Origin of the sequence: Gaoshiqia hydrogeniformans (assembly GCF_049347105.1) — a bacterium.
Taxonomy (GTDB): domain Bacteria; phylum Bacteroidota; class Bacteroidia; order Bacteroidales; family Prolixibacteraceae; genus Gaoshiqia; species Gaoshiqia hydrogeniformans.
Genome location: NZ_CP186334.1, coordinates 623,571 through 641,634, shown reverse-complemented (window position 1 = coordinate 641,634; position 18,064 = coordinate 623,571). Strand labels below are relative to the sequence as shown.

Here is an 18,064-nt window from a genome sequence, read left to right as displayed (position 1 = left end):
TGAACCATGAAGAATAATTTAATTATAGCAATAGCTTTTATTTCCACTTTTTTGAGTGGTTGCCAAACGCCTGATGAGCTTATGCCTTCGGTCTCAAGAGAAGGTATCAACAGTATCACGGCTAAGTTTGCTGATGGGACGGGTGAATTCATCGGTTATATCTCTGACGACAGCAACGAGATCATTATTCCGGTCCCTTATTTCTTTCCTGAAAGCAGTGACAATCAGGTGACCGAATCCATGTTATCCAATATGCGGGTAAAAGCAAACCTGGATGATAATGTAACAGTTACACCGGCTTTGCTATACATGGATTTAAATCAGGATAACATCATTACCGTGACCGATCAGTTGAAAGCAAAGAAACAATATGTTGTCAGAGGTGAAATCCGTAAAAGTTCAGCATGTTTCATCGAGGAATTCAAGTTACCGTCACTCGGATTGACAGGAGTGATTAATGAAACGACAAAAACAATTTCGCTGGTTGCTGTAGGCGAACTGGAACCAGCGTTGGCTGAAGTGACCTTGTCGTATCATGCCACCATTTCTCCCGATCCTTCTGCTGTCATCCTTGATTTTAATCAGGATGTGGAGTTAACAGTTACCGCATTCGACGGAGTAAGCAAGAGTGTTTATACGGTGAAGAAAGAGATTCCTTCGAAGTTGCCCTACGGGATAAGATCAGGAAGTGCCAAACTGATGTTTGCCAAAAAACTGAAGGCCGATCTTGGAATTGCAGTAGATAATTTGACCGGTGGGATGGCGGTAACCGGCGACTATGTTGTTCTTAATACGCGCGGCGAAAACAGTATTTACCTCAATGCCAAAACCGGAGCAAAGTTAGGTGAAGTTGAACTGGGATCGGTAAAAGGAAGTCTTGTAAACTTCTATAACACGGCTGACCAAGACGGGAATATTTTGATCAGTAATCTGGCGCCCAATGCCGGTTCGTTCAAACTATGGAAGCTGGCCTCTGTTACCTCAACTCCGGAACTAATGATTGAATGGAATGAAGGATATGCGTTGGGCCGTAAAATCTCTGTGAGCGGGAGTATTGACGATAACGCGATTATTACTGCGCCGATCCTTGCTACCGGACAAAAATTTGCCCGCTGGACGGTAACCGGTGGTGTTTTAACTTCTCAAACTCCCGAGATCGTTACCATGAGCGGACTTGCGAAAGGCTGGACGACCAACTGCGATATTATCTATACGTCTGCTACAGATGTAAACAGTGATTATTATGTCGCATCTTATTCGGATAATACGTTTGCCTGGGTGAATGGAAATACCAATGCCGTAAGAAAGAGTCTGGATGCAATTAGCGCAAATTATATCCCGAATGCAGTTGATTATATCGGGTTTAATAACGCGAAATATGTCACGCTGAACTGGGTGAACAGTTTCACCTGGGGAGCTGCTGATGCGGTGTGGTTGCTGGATGTGAGCAGCGATGCCAACTTCGCCGGTAACCTCGAAACCCGGACTTGCAGTGCTGTCGTATGGGAATGCGACCGTGATAAATACGGAGCCAAGGGAGTTACCCCATTGGTTGCCAATGGAAACGGAACCGGCGACGTTGCCCTGCGGGTTTCGGACGACGGTTTCTACCTCTATCTTTATTTCATGTTTACAAATGGTTATGTTGTCGGGTATCAGTTCGACTGCATTGATATGTAATAAAATTTAACTCAACAATATAGGCATCTCCGTGACAGGAGATGCCGGTATTGTTATTAATGTCAGTTTATGAGCAAAAAAATCATCTGTTTAATCTGTTTTTCGTTGTTCATTGTTTTAACAACTTTTATGGCAAGCTCCTGTGGCGGAGATGATGACGAATATAAATGGGAATGGGATGACAAGGAGGACGAGGAGAATTCAGCTAAACCAAGGTTTATTTGGGTAGATGCCGCAGCCAATTTTCCTGATTTTGCCAATAGCAAGGAGAATATTTTGCGCGATCTGACCCTGGCAAAAAATGCAGGTTTTACAGATATTGTGGTGGATGTACGACCAACGACCGGAGATGTGCTGTTTACCACCGATGTGGTGGATCAGGTAAAGTGGTTGGGCGCCTGGCTACCTGCCGGCTATACAAAAGTTGAGCGGACAGCAAGCTGGGACTATCTTCAGGCTTTTATTGATGCCGGACATCAGCTCGGATTAAAGGTACATGCCGGGGTGAATACCTTTACCGGAGCAAACACCACTTCGCTGGGATCAGAAGGAGTGTTGGTCAGAGATGCGTCTAAACGCGAATGGGCAACCCAGTTGCTTACCGGGTCCGGAATTGTGAATACACTCGATATCAGCGGTACCGGTGCCAAATTTTTTAATCCGGTAAACGACGATGTTCAAAACTACCTGTGCGATTTACTGGAAGATCTGGCAGCTTATGACGATCTTGATGGTATTATTCTTGATCGTGGTCGTTTTGATGATCTGGACAGCGATTTTTCATCCTACACCAAAAAGAAATTTGAAGATTACCTGGGGTATTCCATTCAAAACTTTCCGGGCGATGTTATGCCAGCCGGGACAAAAACCGGTAGCTTGCCATCTCCTCTTCCAACCTATTTTAAACAATGGCTTGAGTTTCGGGTGAAAGTTATTCACGACTTTATGGAAAAAGCAGCTACCCGTGTGAGAGCGACAAATCCGGATATTCAATTTGGTGTGTATGTAGGTGGCTGGTACTCGAGTTATTACGGAGTTGGAGTAAACTGGGCAAGTCCCGATTTTAATACGGCTGCTGCTTATCCCGCCTGGGCGACCTCCAATTATCAGAAATACGGGTATGCCGATCTGATGGACATGATCCTGATTGGTGCATATGCTTCGCCCACCAGGGTTTATGGCACAACCGAATGGACCATACAGGGATTTTGCTCTAAAGCAGTTGAAAAGATCAAAGGGAATGCAAAAGTAATCGGCGGGCCGGATGTGGGTAACGGCGAATGGGCAACGGCCAGCGCATCAGTGGTCAATCAGGCAATAACCCAATCGGTTGATGCCGCGATAAATGCCTGCGATGGTTATTTTCTTTTTGATATGATTCACCTGAAAAACAAAAATCAATGGCAATATGTGAAACAGGGGATTGATGCTGTAATTGCGGGAGACAACTAAAACAAGTGTAATAAAATAGATAATATAAAAATGAAAAAATTAACTGTCGGTATATGGCTGTGCTCGGTCGCCTTGTTTTTTGCCTGTAGCCAAAAAGCAGAAAATACGATAAAAGTCGAAAAACCAGCCTTGATGTGGTTCGACGCTGAAGCGAATTTTGAGCGTTTCAGCTACCCCGATTCCATTGATTTTTACCTGGAAAAAATAAAAAATATTGGCTTTACACATGCGGTTGTCGATATCCGTCCGATTACCGGCGAAGTACTCTATAAAAGCGACTATGCTCCTCAAATGACCAACTGGGATGGTTTTGAACGACCCGATTTTGATTACCTCGGCCATTTTATTAAAAAGGCGCACGAACTCGGATTGGAAGTTCATGCCTCAATGAACACTTTTGTGGGTGGACACAACTTCTTTGATCGCGGACAAACCTATATGACCAATCCTGAGTGGGCCAGCATGGTGTATACACCCGACGAAGGGATTGTATCGATTATGACCCAGAAGAAAAAATACTCAGCGATGATCAATCCAATCAATCCCGATTTTCAAAAGCATATTTTGAATGTTTTTGCGGAAGTCACGGAAAAATATCCTGAGTTGGATGGAATTATTCTGGACCGGGTACGTTACGACGGCATCACGGCCGACTTCTCTGAACTTTCAAAGCAGAAATTCGAAGAATATCTGGGTGAAGAAATCAAAAATTTCCCTGCTGATATTTACGAATGGAAAAAGGATGAAAATGGGAAAAGCAGTTACGTGCGTGGTCAGTATTTTGAAAAGTGGATCGAATGGCGCGCCAAAAATATTCACGATTTTATGGCCCTGGCCGCCAAAACAGTAAAAGAAGTGAACCCTGATATTTCGTTCGGAACATATACCGGAGCCTGGTATCCTTCTTATTTTGAAGTGGGTGTAAACTGGGCCAGCAACCAGTACGATCCTGCTCAGGATTATGACTGGGCCACTGCCGATTATAAAAACTACGGCTACGCCGAAATACTCGACCTGTTCACTGTTGGAAACTACTATACCAATGTGACGATGGAAGAATACCTGAAAAACAACAATCTGGTGCAAAACGAAACCGACAGCGAAGCTGCCCGCGGTACCTGGTATTGTGTCGAGGGTTCCTGCGAAAAAATCAAAGGTATTTTAAACGGCCACCCGTTTTATGGCGGCATCCTGGTCGATCAGTTTTATAACCATCCTCACCAGTTGTCACGCACGATTGCCATGAATTTACAGGCTTCAGACGGTTTAATGGTTTTCGACATCGTTCATATCATCCACAAAAATTTGTGGAACGAAGTGGAGGCCGGCTTTCAAATGGCCGCTGATCCTGATTATTTTAAGAAAGAAGAGAACAAAATATACCTCAAAAACTGATTGCTGATTGAGGTTTTAATAACAGCATGATGAGACTGAATATCGGGATAGTACTTTTTCTACTTTGTCTGACATTGGGTTCGGTGGCAGGCCGGCCCGCTAAACCCACGATCTTTAAAGGGAAGGTAACTTGCGAGGGGAAAGGGGTTGCAGGAGTTGTGGTAACAGATGGGTTCTCGGTTTGTGTTACCAATAAAAAGGGCGCTTACGCTTTCAGGGGAAATTCATCGGGCAATTTTGTGTACATCTCGTCCCCTTCGGGTTATCAGGTGCCTGTGGTAAATTCGGTTCCGCAGTTTTTCCACCGTATTGCTGAAGAAAAGCCAAAATCAATTAATTTTCAGTTAAAAAAGCAATTGATTGATGATACAAACCACGGGTTTGTTGTGTGGGCCGATCCTCAGGTTAAAAACGAAAAAGAGGTGTTGCAAGCCCAACAAGTGGCGGAAGAGTTGGGGCAGTGGCTAAAAAAATACGACGGTCTTGCCTTTCACGGACTGGGATGCGGCGATATCGCAGGCGACAATCCGGCCCTTTACAATGCCGTTCAAAATCTGTTGACTCCGCTTGGCATCCCGTTTTACCAATCATTGGGGAATCACGATATGTATTATAACAATCGATCCGATAAGGGAGCTGAAAAACTTTTTGAAGAAAGTTTTGGCCCGGCCTATTATTCGTTCAATCGGGGAGATATTCATTATGTCGTGCTAAACGATGTTTTTTACCTTGGGCGCGATTATTTTTATATTGGTTATCTGCCCGAAAAACAACTGAACTGGTTGGAGCAAGACCTGGCGGTTGTTGAAAAAGGAAAAACGGTGGTTGTCGTAGTACATATTCCAACGGCCCTGAACGAACAAGACGTGAAGCAGTTTGCCTATTCCGCCATTGCGCAGTCTCTGGTAAATAAACACGCTTTATATCGAATACTCGAACCGTATAAAGCACATATCATTTCGGGACACCTACACCAAAACAGCAACCTGGAAATAACTCCCGATTTATTTGAGCATAATATCTCCTCCGTTTGCGGCGCCTGGTGGCAGGGTGATTATGCCGAGGACGGTACGCCGAAAGGATACGCTGTTTTCGAAGCCAACGGCCCGGATTTGAGGTGGTATTTTAAAAGTTTTGGCTACGATAAAAACCATCAGTTTCGTGCCTATGAGGTTGGAAGCAACCCTGAACAGCCTGAATATTTGACAGTCAATGTTTGGAACTGGGATCCGGAATGGAAAGTTTATTGGTATGAAAATGGCCAGCGAATGGGCGAAATGGAGCGTTACAACGGTGTTGATCCCGAAACAGCCGAAGCTTATTCCGATGAGCAGAAGCTGGACTACAAATGGATTACAGCCCGAAAATCAAATCACATGTTTCGCGCCAAACCCCGGAATACAGCTTCAGCAATGAAGGTGGAAGTAATCGATCGCTTTGGAAACAGCTATCAACTGGATATGGACTAACAAACCGCTGAATGAAAAGAGCTTTGTCGTTGGATGTTTTGCGTGGACTTTCCATTTTTGGGATGGTGCTTTCCGGTACAATTCCCTTTGGGGGGGCTTTGCCGGGATGGATGTACCATGCTCAATGTCCACCGCCTGCGCACGCTTTCAATCCTCAGGTGGCAGGAATAACCTGGGTTGATTTGGTTTTGCCGGTGTTTATTTTTTGTATGGGAGCAGCTATTCCTTTGGCTTTAACCAGAAAGCTGGAGAATGGAGTGGGTGCTTTGGTGCTTGGCAGGTCCGTTGTAAGCCGCTTTTTCACCCTGGTGGTTTTTGCCATTTACATTGCACATATTCTACCTCACAACATCGGCGAAGGTTTGCTTTCGTTTAACCTGTTGGGACGGCAAATCCGGGGATACGACCTGCAATGGTTGACTTTAGCCGGTTTTGTCATGATGTTTCCCATGTTTCGTGTGATTAAGGATCACAAACAAAAACGAATCTGGCGGGTGATCGGCTGGGGGGGAGCTTTGGGTTTACTGCTTGTTTTCAGGTGGGTTTATGGCCAGGAATTTTCATTGCATCGGAGCAATATCATTATTTTGCTGCTGGCCAACGTTTATTTGCTGGGAGCGATCGGTTGGTATTTTACACGCAACAGTTGGCTGTCGCGTTTTGCTTTGTTTGTATTTTGGGGCGCAGTTCAACTGTGTTGTAAATACACCGGTTTCGATGCTGTTATCGATGGTTTTCAACCCACGTCCTGGTTTTTTCTGTTCCGGATGAGCCATTATATGCTGCTGATCATTCCTGCAACCGTGGTCGGAGATCTGTTGGTCGATCGATTAAAACAGCAAGCAGACGATCAGAAACAATGGATAGTTTCGCGCTGGAAACACCTGTTTTTTTGCGGTGTGTTTTTGATGGTTGTGTGGTTGACCACGGCCTTGTATCAGCGTTGGATGGTCGCTGTTTTTATAATTACTCCGGTAGCGGTTGGCGCATTGTATTTGTTGGTGAAGAAACACCTTCCGCAGTATGTGACATTATTTACAATTGCTGCCTACCTGATTCTCATTGGCTTGATATTGGAACCGGTGGAAGGTGGAATTAAAAAAGACCACGCCACCGCCTCTTATATGATATTAACTTCGGGAATGGCTTTGTGTCTATTGCTATTTTTCGATTATGTAGTGAATTGTTGCAAGGAATCGGGTTTGGTAAAATTATTGGCAGGCGCCGGAAGTAACCCACTGATGGCTTACGTCGTGACCACCTGGTTTATGTTTCCCTTGCTGAATGTCACGTTTTTATACGGATTTTATGAATTGTTGTATCCGGCTGGTTTCCCCTGGGCAGGTGTTTTCCGTGCCTTTGTGTTGGTATTGGGGGCAATGGGCCTGGTTTATTGGATGGCTAAAAAGAAAATTATCTGGCGGGTTTGAAATGAAGTTGGGATTTATGGAAATAAACCTGTTGGAATCTAAAAATTGCTAACTGTAAGAATAATGAATTTTGAATTAGTTGATATTTTGATCATTGCAGGCTACCTTGCCCTGAGTGTCTTTATCGGGTTTTGGATATCAAAAAAAGCGAGTACCGACCTCCAGAATTATTTTTTGGGTGGCAATAAGCTGAAATGGTATTTTTTGGGACTCTCCAACGGATCAGGAATGTTTGACATCTCAGGTACCACCTGGACGGTCACCATTCTTTTTGTTTATGGATTAAAAAGTGTGTGGATTCCCTGGCTTTGGCCCGTTTGGAATCAAATGATCGTGATGATCTTTATGGCCATCTGGTTACGCCGGTCAGGCGTGATGACCGGCGCAGAGTGGATCACCACCCGCTTTGGTGACGATCGTGGAGGAAAACTCGCGCACATCATTGTCGTAGTCTTTGCAATTATCAGCGCCATCGGTTTTATTGCCTATTTTTTCGTGGGCATCGGGAAATTTGCGGTGACCATTTTCCCCTGGGACTTGTCTTTAACCATAGGTTCTGCACATATTATTTCAGAATATTCTTACGCGACCATCCTGCTTGTGCTGACCACCCTTTACGTGATTAAAGGCGGGATGTACAGTGTGGTAGCCACTGAGGTTATGCAATTTGTCGTCATGACGGTCGCCTGTATCGCAGTCGCCTGGTTTGCGATGGACCAGGTTTCAGCAGAACAGATTAACGCAGCGGTTCCCAATGGCTGGTTCGATATTATGCCTGGCTGGCAGAAAGGGCTTGATTGGAGCGGGCTGTTTGACCAGGTGAACGATAAAATAGCACAGGATAACTTTGGCATGTTTGGTGCTTTTGTGATGATGATGTTTTTTAAGGGCATCTTCTCCAGTCTGGCCGGACCCGTGCCGGGTTACGACATGCAGCGGGTTTTGTCCACGCAAACTCCGCGTGATGCAGCAAAAATGAGCGGGTTAACTTCGCTGGTGGTTTTTCCTCCCCGTTACCTGATGGTGGCAGGTCTGGGAATTCTGGGATTGGTTTATGTTACTCCGGTGCTGAAAGCCGGTGGTGGCGAAGTTGATTTTGAAAAGATTTTGCCCTATGTGATCAACAACCTGTTGCCGGTAGGTTTGAAAGGTATTATCCTTGCCGGACTGCTGGCGGCTTTCATGTCAACGGTATCAGCCTTTGTAAATGCTGCGCCGGCATATATTGTGAATGATTTATACAAACGTTACATCAACCCGAACGCATCGGAAAAGAAATACCTCCGGATCAGTTATTTTTCCTCGGCCGGAATTGTCGTAATCGGGATCATTTTTGGTTTTTACTCTGCATCGATCAATTCGCTGACCCTTTGGATCACCTCGTCGCTTTATGGTGGTTATGTGGCTGCCAATGTGCTGAAATGGATTTGGTGGCGTTTTAATGGTTACGGATATTTTTGGGGCATGCTGGCCGGTCTGGCCGGATCAACCATCAAGTTCCTGTTTTTTCCGGATACACCTGATATTTTCCTGTTCCCGATTATCCTGGCAATGGCTGCAACAGGGAGTTTCCTGGGCTGCCTTTTTACAGCTCCGGTTGAAGATAAAATCCTCGTTGAGTTTTATAAAAATGTACGTCCCTGGGGATGGTGGAAGCCAATTTTGGCAAAAGCCCGTCAGGTTTATCCCGGTATAACAAAAAATAAGGATTTATCACGGGACACCTTCAACGTAATGGTGGCAATTATTTGGCAGATGACCCTGATTGCCGCTCCGATCTATTTTGTTGTCAGACACCAGTCAGGGCTGATCATCACGTTGATCTTGTTTGTTGTTACTTCTGTTGTTCTGAAATTTAATTGGTTAGATAAAATCAAAGATTATGAAAAAATATAGAGAAACGGCTTCCGTATTTAAGAATATATTGCTCGTACTTCTGTTGATTCTGGGTGCAGTTTCAGCAGGAGAGGTACGTGCCCAAAATACCCTGCCGTATGACACTTCCTATACGTTTGCGCATTATAAAGTGAGACGGGCCTTTTATGAAGGTCTGCCCAATGGTAAAAATGAGATCGTATTTTTAGGGAACAGCATTACCGAAAACGGCGATTGGAATGAACTCTTCAAAAATAAAAACATCGTCAACCGTGGTATCGGCGGCGATGTTTGTTTTGGCGTGCTCAACCGTTTGGATGAAGTGGTCGCATCGCAGCCCAAGAGCATTTTCCTGATGATTGGGATTAACGATATCGGACGAAGTGTGCCGGTGGATGTGATTGCAGCTAAAGTTCAGGAAATCATCCGGCAAATTCAATTAAAATCACCCAAAACCAAACTGTATTTACAAAGTGTATTGCCCATCAACGAAGCGGTGATTTGGTATGATTACATGAAAAATAAATCGAAGGGAATTGTCTTGCTGAATGAGCAGCTGAAAGCATTGGCTGAAAAAGAAAACATCCGCTACCTGGATTTGTACTCCCGTTTTGCCGACGAAAATGGTCAGCTGCTGCGGGCATTTACCGCTGACGGAATTCATTTGAGTGCCGAAGGTTATCTGCATTGGCGGAAGGTTTTTAAAGAAGAAGGCATTCGATTATAAGAAGATCAAAATATTAAAGACATAAAGGACATAAGAATGAAGATTAAAGGAACTTTTTTGGATGAAATCAGTCACGATATTCCGCATCAGAATTGGGGGCGCAAAGAATGGGACCATGACTTTGCCTACATGAAAGAAATAGGGATCAACTCGGTGATTTTAATCCGAAGCGGATACCGGAAATGGCTGACTTATCCATCGCAAATACTTACAACCCGGGAGGGGGCGTACACTCCACCGGTTGATTTGGTGCAACTGTTTTTGGAATTGAGTGAGAAATACGGCATGGATTTCTACTTCGGTTTGTACGACTCGGGTCGATATTGGGTGAACGGGGATTTCAGAAAAGAACTGGATTTGAATAAACTGCTTATCGAAGAAGTATGGGCTGCCTACGGAACGATGAAGGCGTTTAAAGGATGGTATATTTCGCAGGAATGTAGCCGGAAGACAGGAGCTATTATTGATATGTATGCTGGTTTGGGAACACACTGCAAGGCTGTTTCTGGACAACTGACGACTCTGATTTCGCCATACATCGACGGTGTTAAAAATATCAGCCAATATAAAGCAGAGACCAGCCGGACTTTAGGTGTGAGTTTGAAAAGACATGAAGAAGATTGGAGTGAGATTTTCGCCGGAATAAAAGATGCCGTCGATATTGTCGCGTTTCAGGACGGACATATCGATTTTGATGAACTGGATGATTTTCTGCAAGTCAATAAGCAGTTGGCCGACAAGTTTGGTATTCGAAGCTGGACAAACTCCGAAACCTTCGACCGGGATATGCCGATCAAATTTTTGCCGATTAAATGGGAAAAACTGCTGATGAAATTAAATGCCGCTAAGCGTGCAGGAATGGAGCAGGCGATTACCTTCGAGTTCTCCCATTTTATGAGCCCGCAATCGGCCTATTTGCAGGCGGGGCATTTGTACAACCGCTATAAAGAATATTTGGAGGGACTCGAGTAAAATTCATCAAAATGGAGAAAACAGATTTTAAAAAATTGTCCGGTCAATATAAGAATGAATTATTGAATCAGGTAGTGCCTTTTTGGTTGAATAACTCACAGGATAAGGATTTTGGAGGGTATTTTACCTGCCTCGATCGTGAAGGAAAGGTTTTTGATACCGATAAATTTATTTGGCTGCAGGGCCGCGAAGTCTGGTTATTTTCAATGCTTTATAACCAGGTAGAGCAAAAGCAGGAATGGCTGAACGCAGGGGTTCAGGGCGCTGAATTTCTGAAAAAATATGGGCACGACGGGAATCTGAACTGGTATTTTTCGTTGACGCGCGACGGGAAACCATTGGTTGAGCCGTATAATATTTTTTCGTACACATTTGCCAGTATGGCTTTTGGTCAGTTAAGCAAAGCGACCGGAAGCCGGGAATATGCTGAAATAGCAAAAAAAACATTCGATCTGGTTCTTTCGAAAACCGATAATCCGAAAGGACACTGGAATAAAGCTTTTTCGGGTACGCGTAAAATGAAAAACTTCGCGCTTCCGATGATCCTCTGTAACCTGGCGCTCGAAATTGAGCATCTGCTGGATGAAGCTTTTCTGAAAGAGACGATGGAAACCTGTATTCACGAGGTCATGGATGTTTTTTACCGCCCGGAACTGGGATTGGTGGTTGAAAATCTCAATGCCGACGGTACCTTATCGGATACCTTCGACGGACGTTTGCTGAATCCCGGACATGCCATTGAGGCCATGTGGTTTATCATGGATCTGGGTGTTCGCCTGAAGCGTCCGGAATTGATCACAAAAGCCAATGAGATTGCCATTCAGATGGTAGAATACGGCTGGGATCAAAAACATGGCGGTATTTTTTATTTCATGGACAGGCTGGGACATCCAACACAGCAATTGGAGTGGGATCAGAAACTTTGGTGGGTCCATATTGAAACCCTGATTACCATGTTGAAAGGTTATCAGCTCACCGGTTCTGAAAAAAGTCTGAAATGGTTTAAAAAAGTGCATGAATATACCTGGTCGCACTTTAAAGATCAGGAGCATCCCGAGTGGTTTGGGTATTTGAACCGGCAAGGCGAAGTGTTGCTTCCGTTGAAGGGAGGAAAGTGGAAAGGCTGTTTTCACGTGCCACGCGGGTTATATCAATGCTGGAAAACCTTAGATCAAATCAATAATCAGTAAGATGAAGATTTACCGCTTTCTAAAAGTTGTTGTGTTAACCGGAATAATTGTCTGCTGGTTTTCAGGAAGCCGGGCATCGGAGAAAAACCGTTTTTTTGCGGCAGGAGATCCGGCATTTCAGTACATGGGCCGGGTTGAAATACAAAATGACCAGGCCCGGTACAACTGGCCCGGAGTGACTGTTTCGGTCGATTTTTCCGGAGAGCTGCTCGGAATCCGTATAAAAGGCGGCCCCCGCAACTATTTTAATGTTTGGGTCGACGATTTTCCGGCCGAAGTTTTCCGAGCGGTGAACGATACGGTTTGGTGGTTTTCTAAACGCTTATCTCCGGGTGAACACCGGCTGCGCCTGGTAAAACGTACGGAGGCCGACATGGGCATGGCTCAGTTTTATGGTATTCATGTCGGAAAGAAGGATTCGGTGAAACGGCCTGCGCCGCTTCCTGAAAGAAAAATTTTATTCATCGGCAACTCCATCACCTGCGGTTACGGAACCGAAGGAAAAAATAAGTCGGAGCGGTTTCTGGCAGCTACCGAAAACTGCGAGAAGTCGTATGCCAGCATTCTTGCCCGTGCTTTTGGCGCGCAGTATCAGCTTACTTCGCATTCGGGTTTGGGCATGGTACGTAATTACGGCGATCCGGGAAAAACTGCTGTCGAAAGAAAACCAATGCCGGCTCGACTCGAATATTTATTCGATAACGATTCAACCAAACAATATGACCTGAGAAATTTTGTTCCCGATGTCGTATTTGTCAACCTGGGTACCAACGACTTTTCCACACAACCTTTCCCGGATGAGGCTGATTTTATTCAGGCAGGTGAAAGGCTGATTACGAAAATACTGAAAACATTTCCCGGGGTCAAAGTCTTTTGCATCACCGGACCGATGATTAATGAACCTTGTTTTTCATATACGAAAAAAATGGTTGAATCTGTCAGGAATGAAATGAATACCAAAGATATTGTATTTGTGGGCGTTCCGGTTGATTTGCTGAACACGGAAACCGATTTGGGTTCCGATTGGCATCCTTCGTATCGCGGACAAATAAAAACTGCCAACCTGATTATTCCGGTGGTGGGCACGGTGCTAAACTGGGAATATTCGTCCGGTGAAATCGACAATATTTTAACAAACTGATTTCTCATAAAATGAAAAGAAGGAATTTTATAGAAATGATAGGGGCTACAGGAGGTCTTTTTGCTGCCGCCCCGATGATCATGAGTCCGGAAAGTCTATATGCCGGAAATTCAAAGAACAAAAAACGTAACGGTTCACCAGAGGTAGTTGCCGACTTGGTTGTGGCAGGCGCCGGAATGGGCGGTTGCGCCTGTGCTTTGGCTGCTTTGCGAAACGGCCTTTCGGTGATAATGACCGAAGAAACCGATTGGATTGGAGGACAGCTGACCCAACAGGGGGTACCGCTTGATGAACACCGCTGGATTGAAACGCATGGTGCAACCCACTTGTATCGCGATTTCAGGACGGCTTTGCGCCAATATTACAAACGGAATTACCCGCTTACCGAGGCAGCGGCTGCCCGCAGCGAACTAAATCCAGGCGATGGAGCTGTTTCGCGTTTGTGTGTGGAGCCACGGGTCGGGGTAGCCGTATTGACAGAGATGCTTGCTCCGTACATCAGTTCCGGAAAACTGAGCCTGCTGCTCAATTGTAAGGTGAAAAGCGCGGATGTAGAGGGCAATAAGGTCAGGGCACTGGAAGTGATAAACCGCCAAAACGGACAGTTGTTGCTGTTAAAAGCCCCGTATTTTGCCGATGCAACGGAGATGGGCGACCTGCTGCCGCTTACCGGTACGGAATATGTGACGGGTACCGAATCAAAAAAAGAAACCGGCGAACTTCACGCGCCCGAAGTGGGCGATCCGGACAACCAGCAGGCCTTTACGCTCTGTTTTGCCATGGATTATGTTCCCGGTGAAAATCATGTAATCGACAAACCGGCCGATTACGAATTCTGGAGATCGTATATTCCGCGATTGAATCCTTCGTGGCCGGGGCGCCTGCTCGATCTGACCTATTCAACTCCGGCAACCCTGGCGCCCAAAACGCTGGGCTTTCATCCCGGGGGAGGGAAAACAGGAGATGTGATGAACTTATGGAATTACCGGAAAATTATCAATCGTCATAATTTTGTTCCGGGATTTTACCCGGGTGATATTACCGTGGTCAATTGGCCGCAAAACGATTACATGTTGGGAAAACTGGTTGATGTAAGCGGTAAAGAATTTCAAAAACAGCTGGACAATGCCCGTCAGCTTAATCTTTCATTGGTATATTGGTTGCAGACAGAAGTGGAGCGACCCGACGGAGGCGCCGGCTGGCCGGGTTTGCGTTTGCGTGGCGATGTCATGGGAACGGAGGACGGAATGGCCAAATATCCTTACATCAGGGAAGGACGCCGGATAAAGGCCTTGTTTACCGTGTTGGAAGAGCATGTCGGCATTGAAAACCGCACGCTCGTAAAAGGAAAGCATGCAGCAGCCAAAGCCGCACGTTTTTACGATCGTATTGGCGTTGGCTCCTATTATCTCGATTTGCATCCAACCACAAAAGGAAACAATTATATCGACCTGCCTTCACTCCCGTTTGAGATTCCGCTGGGAGCGCTGATCCCGCAACGGATGGAAAACCTGCTTCCTGCCTGCAAAAACATCGGGACCACGCATATTACCAACGGCTGTTACCGTCTGCATCCGGTTGAATGGAATATTGGTGAAGTGGTAGGCATGTTGGCTTGTTATTCTTCAAAAAAGAATGTTTTGCCGCGTGATATCCGCGAAAAAGAACGGCTGCTGACTGATTTTCAACAGTTCATCCAATCGCAGGGCATTGAAATTGAATGGCCTGAATAAAGAATCGACTGAGATATATTGCGAACGTAAGCGAAACGGCTCATCCATAGCTGTAAAATATAAAAGGCTGTCCTTTGTTGTTGGGCAGCCTTTCTCTCATTTTGCAAGTATTGCTTCCGGTAGTTCGATACTCCAAAAGCTTTTATTCAAACCAACGTTTTTTATCTCCGGCTTTATTCTGAAAGAAATTGTTGCCGGGAAGACCGGATGCTTATTTTTTTAGCAAATGTTCCATTTCTTCCAGTGTTTTGCCTTTGGTTTCAGGAACCATTTTCCAAACAAACAGGAAGGACAATACACTCATCAACCCATAAAATGAATAGGTCATTCCACCGCTGAACTCCATCATGGCCGGGTAGGTTGATGAAATAAAGTAGTTGGCTGCCCATTGTGCTGCAACGGCAATGGCAACGGCCTTTCCCCTGATTTTATTCGGGAAAATTTCCGAGATCAGCACCCAGGTGATCGGGCCCCACGACATCATGAAAGAAGCCGTGTAGATGATGATGAAAACGAGTGTTCCGATGCCGATTACTTTCATAAACGACAGGGCGCCAATGGCAAACATCCCGATGGCCATCCCCACCGATCCGACCATCAACAGCGGGCGTCGGCCCCATTTGTCGACTGTAACAATCGCCACAACCGTAAAAATCACGTTAACCAATCCCATGACCACCGTTTGTAACATCGAAGCATCTTTTTCGGCGCCCATACTTTCGAAGATGCGGGGAGCATAGTATAAGGCCACGTTGATACCAACAAACTGCTGAAATACCGACAGTAAAATACCTATGATGATAATGGTTTTTCCGTAGGCAAATATTTTGGCAGATGATTTTTCAACGGTTCCTTTGATTTCCTGAAGAATGGTTTTTGCCTGTTGCGATCCGTTAATGCGCGACAGGATGCTCAGCGCTTTATCGTCCTGGTGGTTCAGCGCCAGGTAACGCGGGGTTTCGGGTACGAAAAACAGCAGAACGCCAAAAATCCCGGCAGGTATAGCTTCGGATGTAAACATTTTTCGCCATCCGACGGTATTGATCCATTCGAGGCTTTGGCCATTGGCAATGCCCCAGTTAACAAAATAAACAACCAGCATCCCGAAGATGATCGCAAACTGGTTAATCGAAACCAGCCGCCCGCGGATATCGGCCGGTGCAATTTCTCCGATATACATCGGGCACACCGCCGAAGCGAGTCCCACGCCAATCCCGCCAATAATCCGGTAGAAGTTGAACATGTACAACAACCCCATGGTGGGTTCTCCTTTGGCAAAAAAGAGAAATTCCGGATAGCCGGAACCCAGGGCCGAAAGGAAGAATAAGCCGGCGGCCAGCATCAGCGATTTTTTACGCCCGAGACGCGATGCCAGTAAGCCCGAAAGCGCCCCGCCGATAATACAGCCGATCAGCGCACTGGAGATGGTGGCCCCGTGAGCCCACGAGCTTAATCCCAAGCCTTCGATCAGGTATGCCTGAACCGATTTCTCGGCTCCCGAAATAACGGCTGTGTCGTATCCGAAAAGTAAACCGCCCAAGGTTGCCACCAGGGTGATGGCAACGATGTAGAGTGAGTTTTGTCCTTTCATACGGCAAGGATTAAATGTAGCAATTGATTAATTGCTCAAATAATTCCTGTTTTCCGCTGATTTGTTTTGGTTCGCCTGTTTCTTTGGCGATGGTATACAAATCTTCGAGGCTTAACCTGCCGTTTTCGAATTCGGCGCCTTTGCCCGAATCATAAGAGGCATAACGCGCTTTGCGTAATTTCAGGTAGTCGGATTCCTTAAGTATTTTATCGGCGATCACCAGCGAGCGGGCAAAGGTGTCCATGCCGCTTACATGGGCAATGAAAATATCTTCCAGATCGGTTGAATTACGACGAGTTTTTGCATCAAAATTGATCCCTCCGTTGGTAAATCCGCCGGCGCTGATGATTTCCAGCATCGCTTCGGTTGTTTCGTAAATATTGGTCGGGAATTCGTCGGTATCCCAGCCGTTTTGGTAATCGCCTTTGTTGGCATCAATTGAGCCTAACATGCCGGCATCGGCAGCCATGCGTAACTCGTGGGCAAAGGTATGGCCGGCCAGGGTGGCATGATTCACTTCAATATTCATTTTGAAATCGTCCGACAGTCCGTTTTTAGCAAGGAAACCCAATACGGTTTGCGTGTCAAAGTCGTACTGGTGTTTGGTCGGTTCCATTGGTTTGGGTTCAATCAGGAATGTTCCTTTAAATCCTTGTTTCCGGCCGTAATCTTTGGCAATCGTCAGGAATTGGCCCAGGTGTTCCAGTTCGCGTTTGGTATCGGTGTTCAGTAAGCTCATGTAACCTTCGCGTCCTCCCCAGAATACGTAACCCGTTCCGCCTAAAGCAATGGTCGCGTCGATGGCGTTTTTTACCTGAACGGCGGCGTTGGCCAGTACCTGGAAATCGGGGTTGGTAGAAGCGCCGTTCATGTATCGCGGGTTCGAGAATACGTTGGCAGTACCCCAAAGCAGTTTCACGCCGGTAGCTTCCTGGCGTTCTTTGGCGAAGCCGATCATATTAGCCAGTCTTTTTTCGATTTCAAAAACGGAACCGTCGCCTACCACGTCAGTGTCGTGAAAGCAGTAGAATGGAGCGCCTATTTTAGTGATGAATTCGAAAGCCGCATCCATTTTCTCTTTAGCGGCATCCATCGGATCAGCGGCTCCCACCCAGGGGAAGATTTGCGTGCCCGGACCAAACGGATCGCCGCCGTCGCCGCAGAAGGTGTGCCAGTAAGCTACGGCAAAGCGCAGGTATTCTTTCATGGTTTTGCCGCCAACAACGCGGCTTTCGTCGTACCATTTAAATGCCAATGGATTTTTTGATTCCGGTCCTTCGTAGTTAATCTTCCCAATTCCCGGAAAATACTCTTTGTTCCCTTTAAACGTTTTCATTTTACCAATAAATTTTATGGTTATTAAATTGATGTGATTTTAAAATAGATCTATTTCGTTTTCTTATCCGTCG

General features: G+C 45.7%; 13 protein-coding genes. 11 read left to right on the top strand and 2 right to left on the bottom strand.

Annotated elements, in window-relative coordinates:
• Positions 1 to 6 precede the first annotated feature (6 nt).
• The 11 genes from ACOIT5_RS02680 (at position 7) to ACOIT5_RS02630 (ending at position 15,064) form a co-directional block, all read left to right on the top strand.
• Positions 7 to 1,680 carry a DUF5018 domain-containing protein gene (locus ACOIT5_RS02680; RefSeq protein WP_423128925.1) on the top strand — a complete coding sequence of 558 codons (1,674 nt, stop codon included), beginning with the start codon at positions 7 to 9 and terminating at the stop codon, positions 1,678 to 1,680.
• A gap of 69 nt (positions 1,681 to 1,749) precedes the next feature.
• Positions 1,750 to 3,132 (top strand): alpha amylase family protein, encoded by a 1,383-nt coding sequence (locus ACOIT5_RS02675; protein WP_423128924.1) that lies wholly within the window; start codon positions 1,750 to 1,752, stop codon positions 3,130 to 3,132.
• 30 nt (positions 3,133 to 3,162) lie between these two features.
• Positions 3,163 to 4,527 (top strand): alpha amylase family protein, encoded by a 1,365-nt coding sequence (locus tag ACOIT5_RS02670; RefSeq protein ID WP_423128923.1) that lies wholly within the window; start codon positions 3,163 to 3,165, stop codon positions 4,525 to 4,527.
• A gap of 26 nt (positions 4,528 to 4,553) precedes the next feature.
• Positions 4,554 to 5,996, top strand: coding sequence for a calcineurin-like phosphoesterase C-terminal domain-containing protein (locus ACOIT5_RS02665; RefSeq protein WP_423128922.1), 1,443 nt, complete (start codon positions 4,554 to 4,556; stop codon positions 5,994 to 5,996).
• An 11-nt stretch (positions 5,997 to 6,007) separates the two neighbouring features.
• The gene (locus ACOIT5_RS02660) at positions 6,008 to 7,426 is read left to right on the top strand and encodes a DUF5009 domain-containing protein (RefSeq protein ID WP_423128921.1); all 1,419 of its coding nucleotides are present in this window, start codon (positions 6,008 to 6,010) and stop codon (positions 7,424 to 7,426) included.
• Positions 7,427 to 7,489: 63 nt separating this feature from the next.
• Positions 7,490 to 9,322 carry a sodium:solute symporter family protein gene (locus ACOIT5_RS02655; protein ID WP_423128920.1) on the top strand — a complete coding sequence of 611 codons (1,833 nt, stop codon included), beginning with the start codon at positions 7,490 to 7,492 and terminating at the stop codon, positions 9,320 to 9,322.
• Positions 9,309 to 10,028: a GDSL-type esterase/lipase family protein gene (locus tag ACOIT5_RS02650; RefSeq protein ID WP_423128919.1), complete on the top strand. Its 720-nt coding sequence runs from the start codon at positions 9,309 to 9,311 to the stop codon at positions 10,026 to 10,028. The genes ACOIT5_RS02655 and ACOIT5_RS02650 overlap by 14 nt, the downstream gene beginning before the upstream one ends.
• Positions 10,029 to 10,064: 36 nt before the next feature.
• A complete protein-coding gene (locus ACOIT5_RS02645) occupies positions 10,065 to 11,000 on the top strand; it encodes a DUF4434 domain-containing protein (RefSeq protein ID WP_423128918.1) in 936 nt (311 codons plus the stop codon).
• A gap of 11 nt (positions 11,001 to 11,011) precedes the next feature.
• A complete protein-coding gene (locus ACOIT5_RS02640; RefSeq protein ID WP_423128917.1) occupies positions 11,012 to 12,190 on the top strand; it encodes an AGE family epimerase/isomerase in 1,179 nt (392 codons plus the stop codon).
• 1 nt (position 12,191) lies between these two features.
• Positions 12,192 to 13,331: an SGNH/GDSL hydrolase family protein gene (locus tag ACOIT5_RS02635; RefSeq protein ID WP_423128916.1), complete on the top strand. Its 1,140-nt coding sequence runs from the start codon at positions 12,192 to 12,194 to the stop codon at positions 13,329 to 13,331.
• 11 nt (positions 13,332 to 13,342) lie between these two features.
• A complete protein-coding gene (locus ACOIT5_RS02630) occupies positions 13,343 to 15,064 on the top strand; it encodes an FAD-dependent oxidoreductase (protein WP_423128915.1) in 1,722 nt (573 codons plus the stop codon).
• 211 nt (positions 15,065 to 15,275) lie between these two features.
• Here the strand turns inward: ACOIT5_RS02630 and xylE are convergent, their stop codons facing one another.
• Positions 15,276 to 16,655, bottom strand: coding sequence for a D-xylose transporter XylE (xylE, locus tag ACOIT5_RS02625; RefSeq protein WP_423128914.1), 1,380 nt, complete (start codon positions 16,653 to 16,655; stop codon positions 15,276 to 15,278).
• A gap of 10 nt (positions 16,656 to 16,665) precedes the next feature.
• Positions 16,666 to 17,991 carry a xylose isomerase gene (gene xylA, locus ACOIT5_RS02620; RefSeq protein WP_423128913.1) on the bottom strand — a complete coding sequence of 442 codons (1,326 nt, stop codon included), beginning with the start codon at positions 17,989 to 17,991 and terminating at the stop codon, positions 16,666 to 16,668.
• Positions 17,992 to 18,064: the final 73 nt, after the last annotated feature.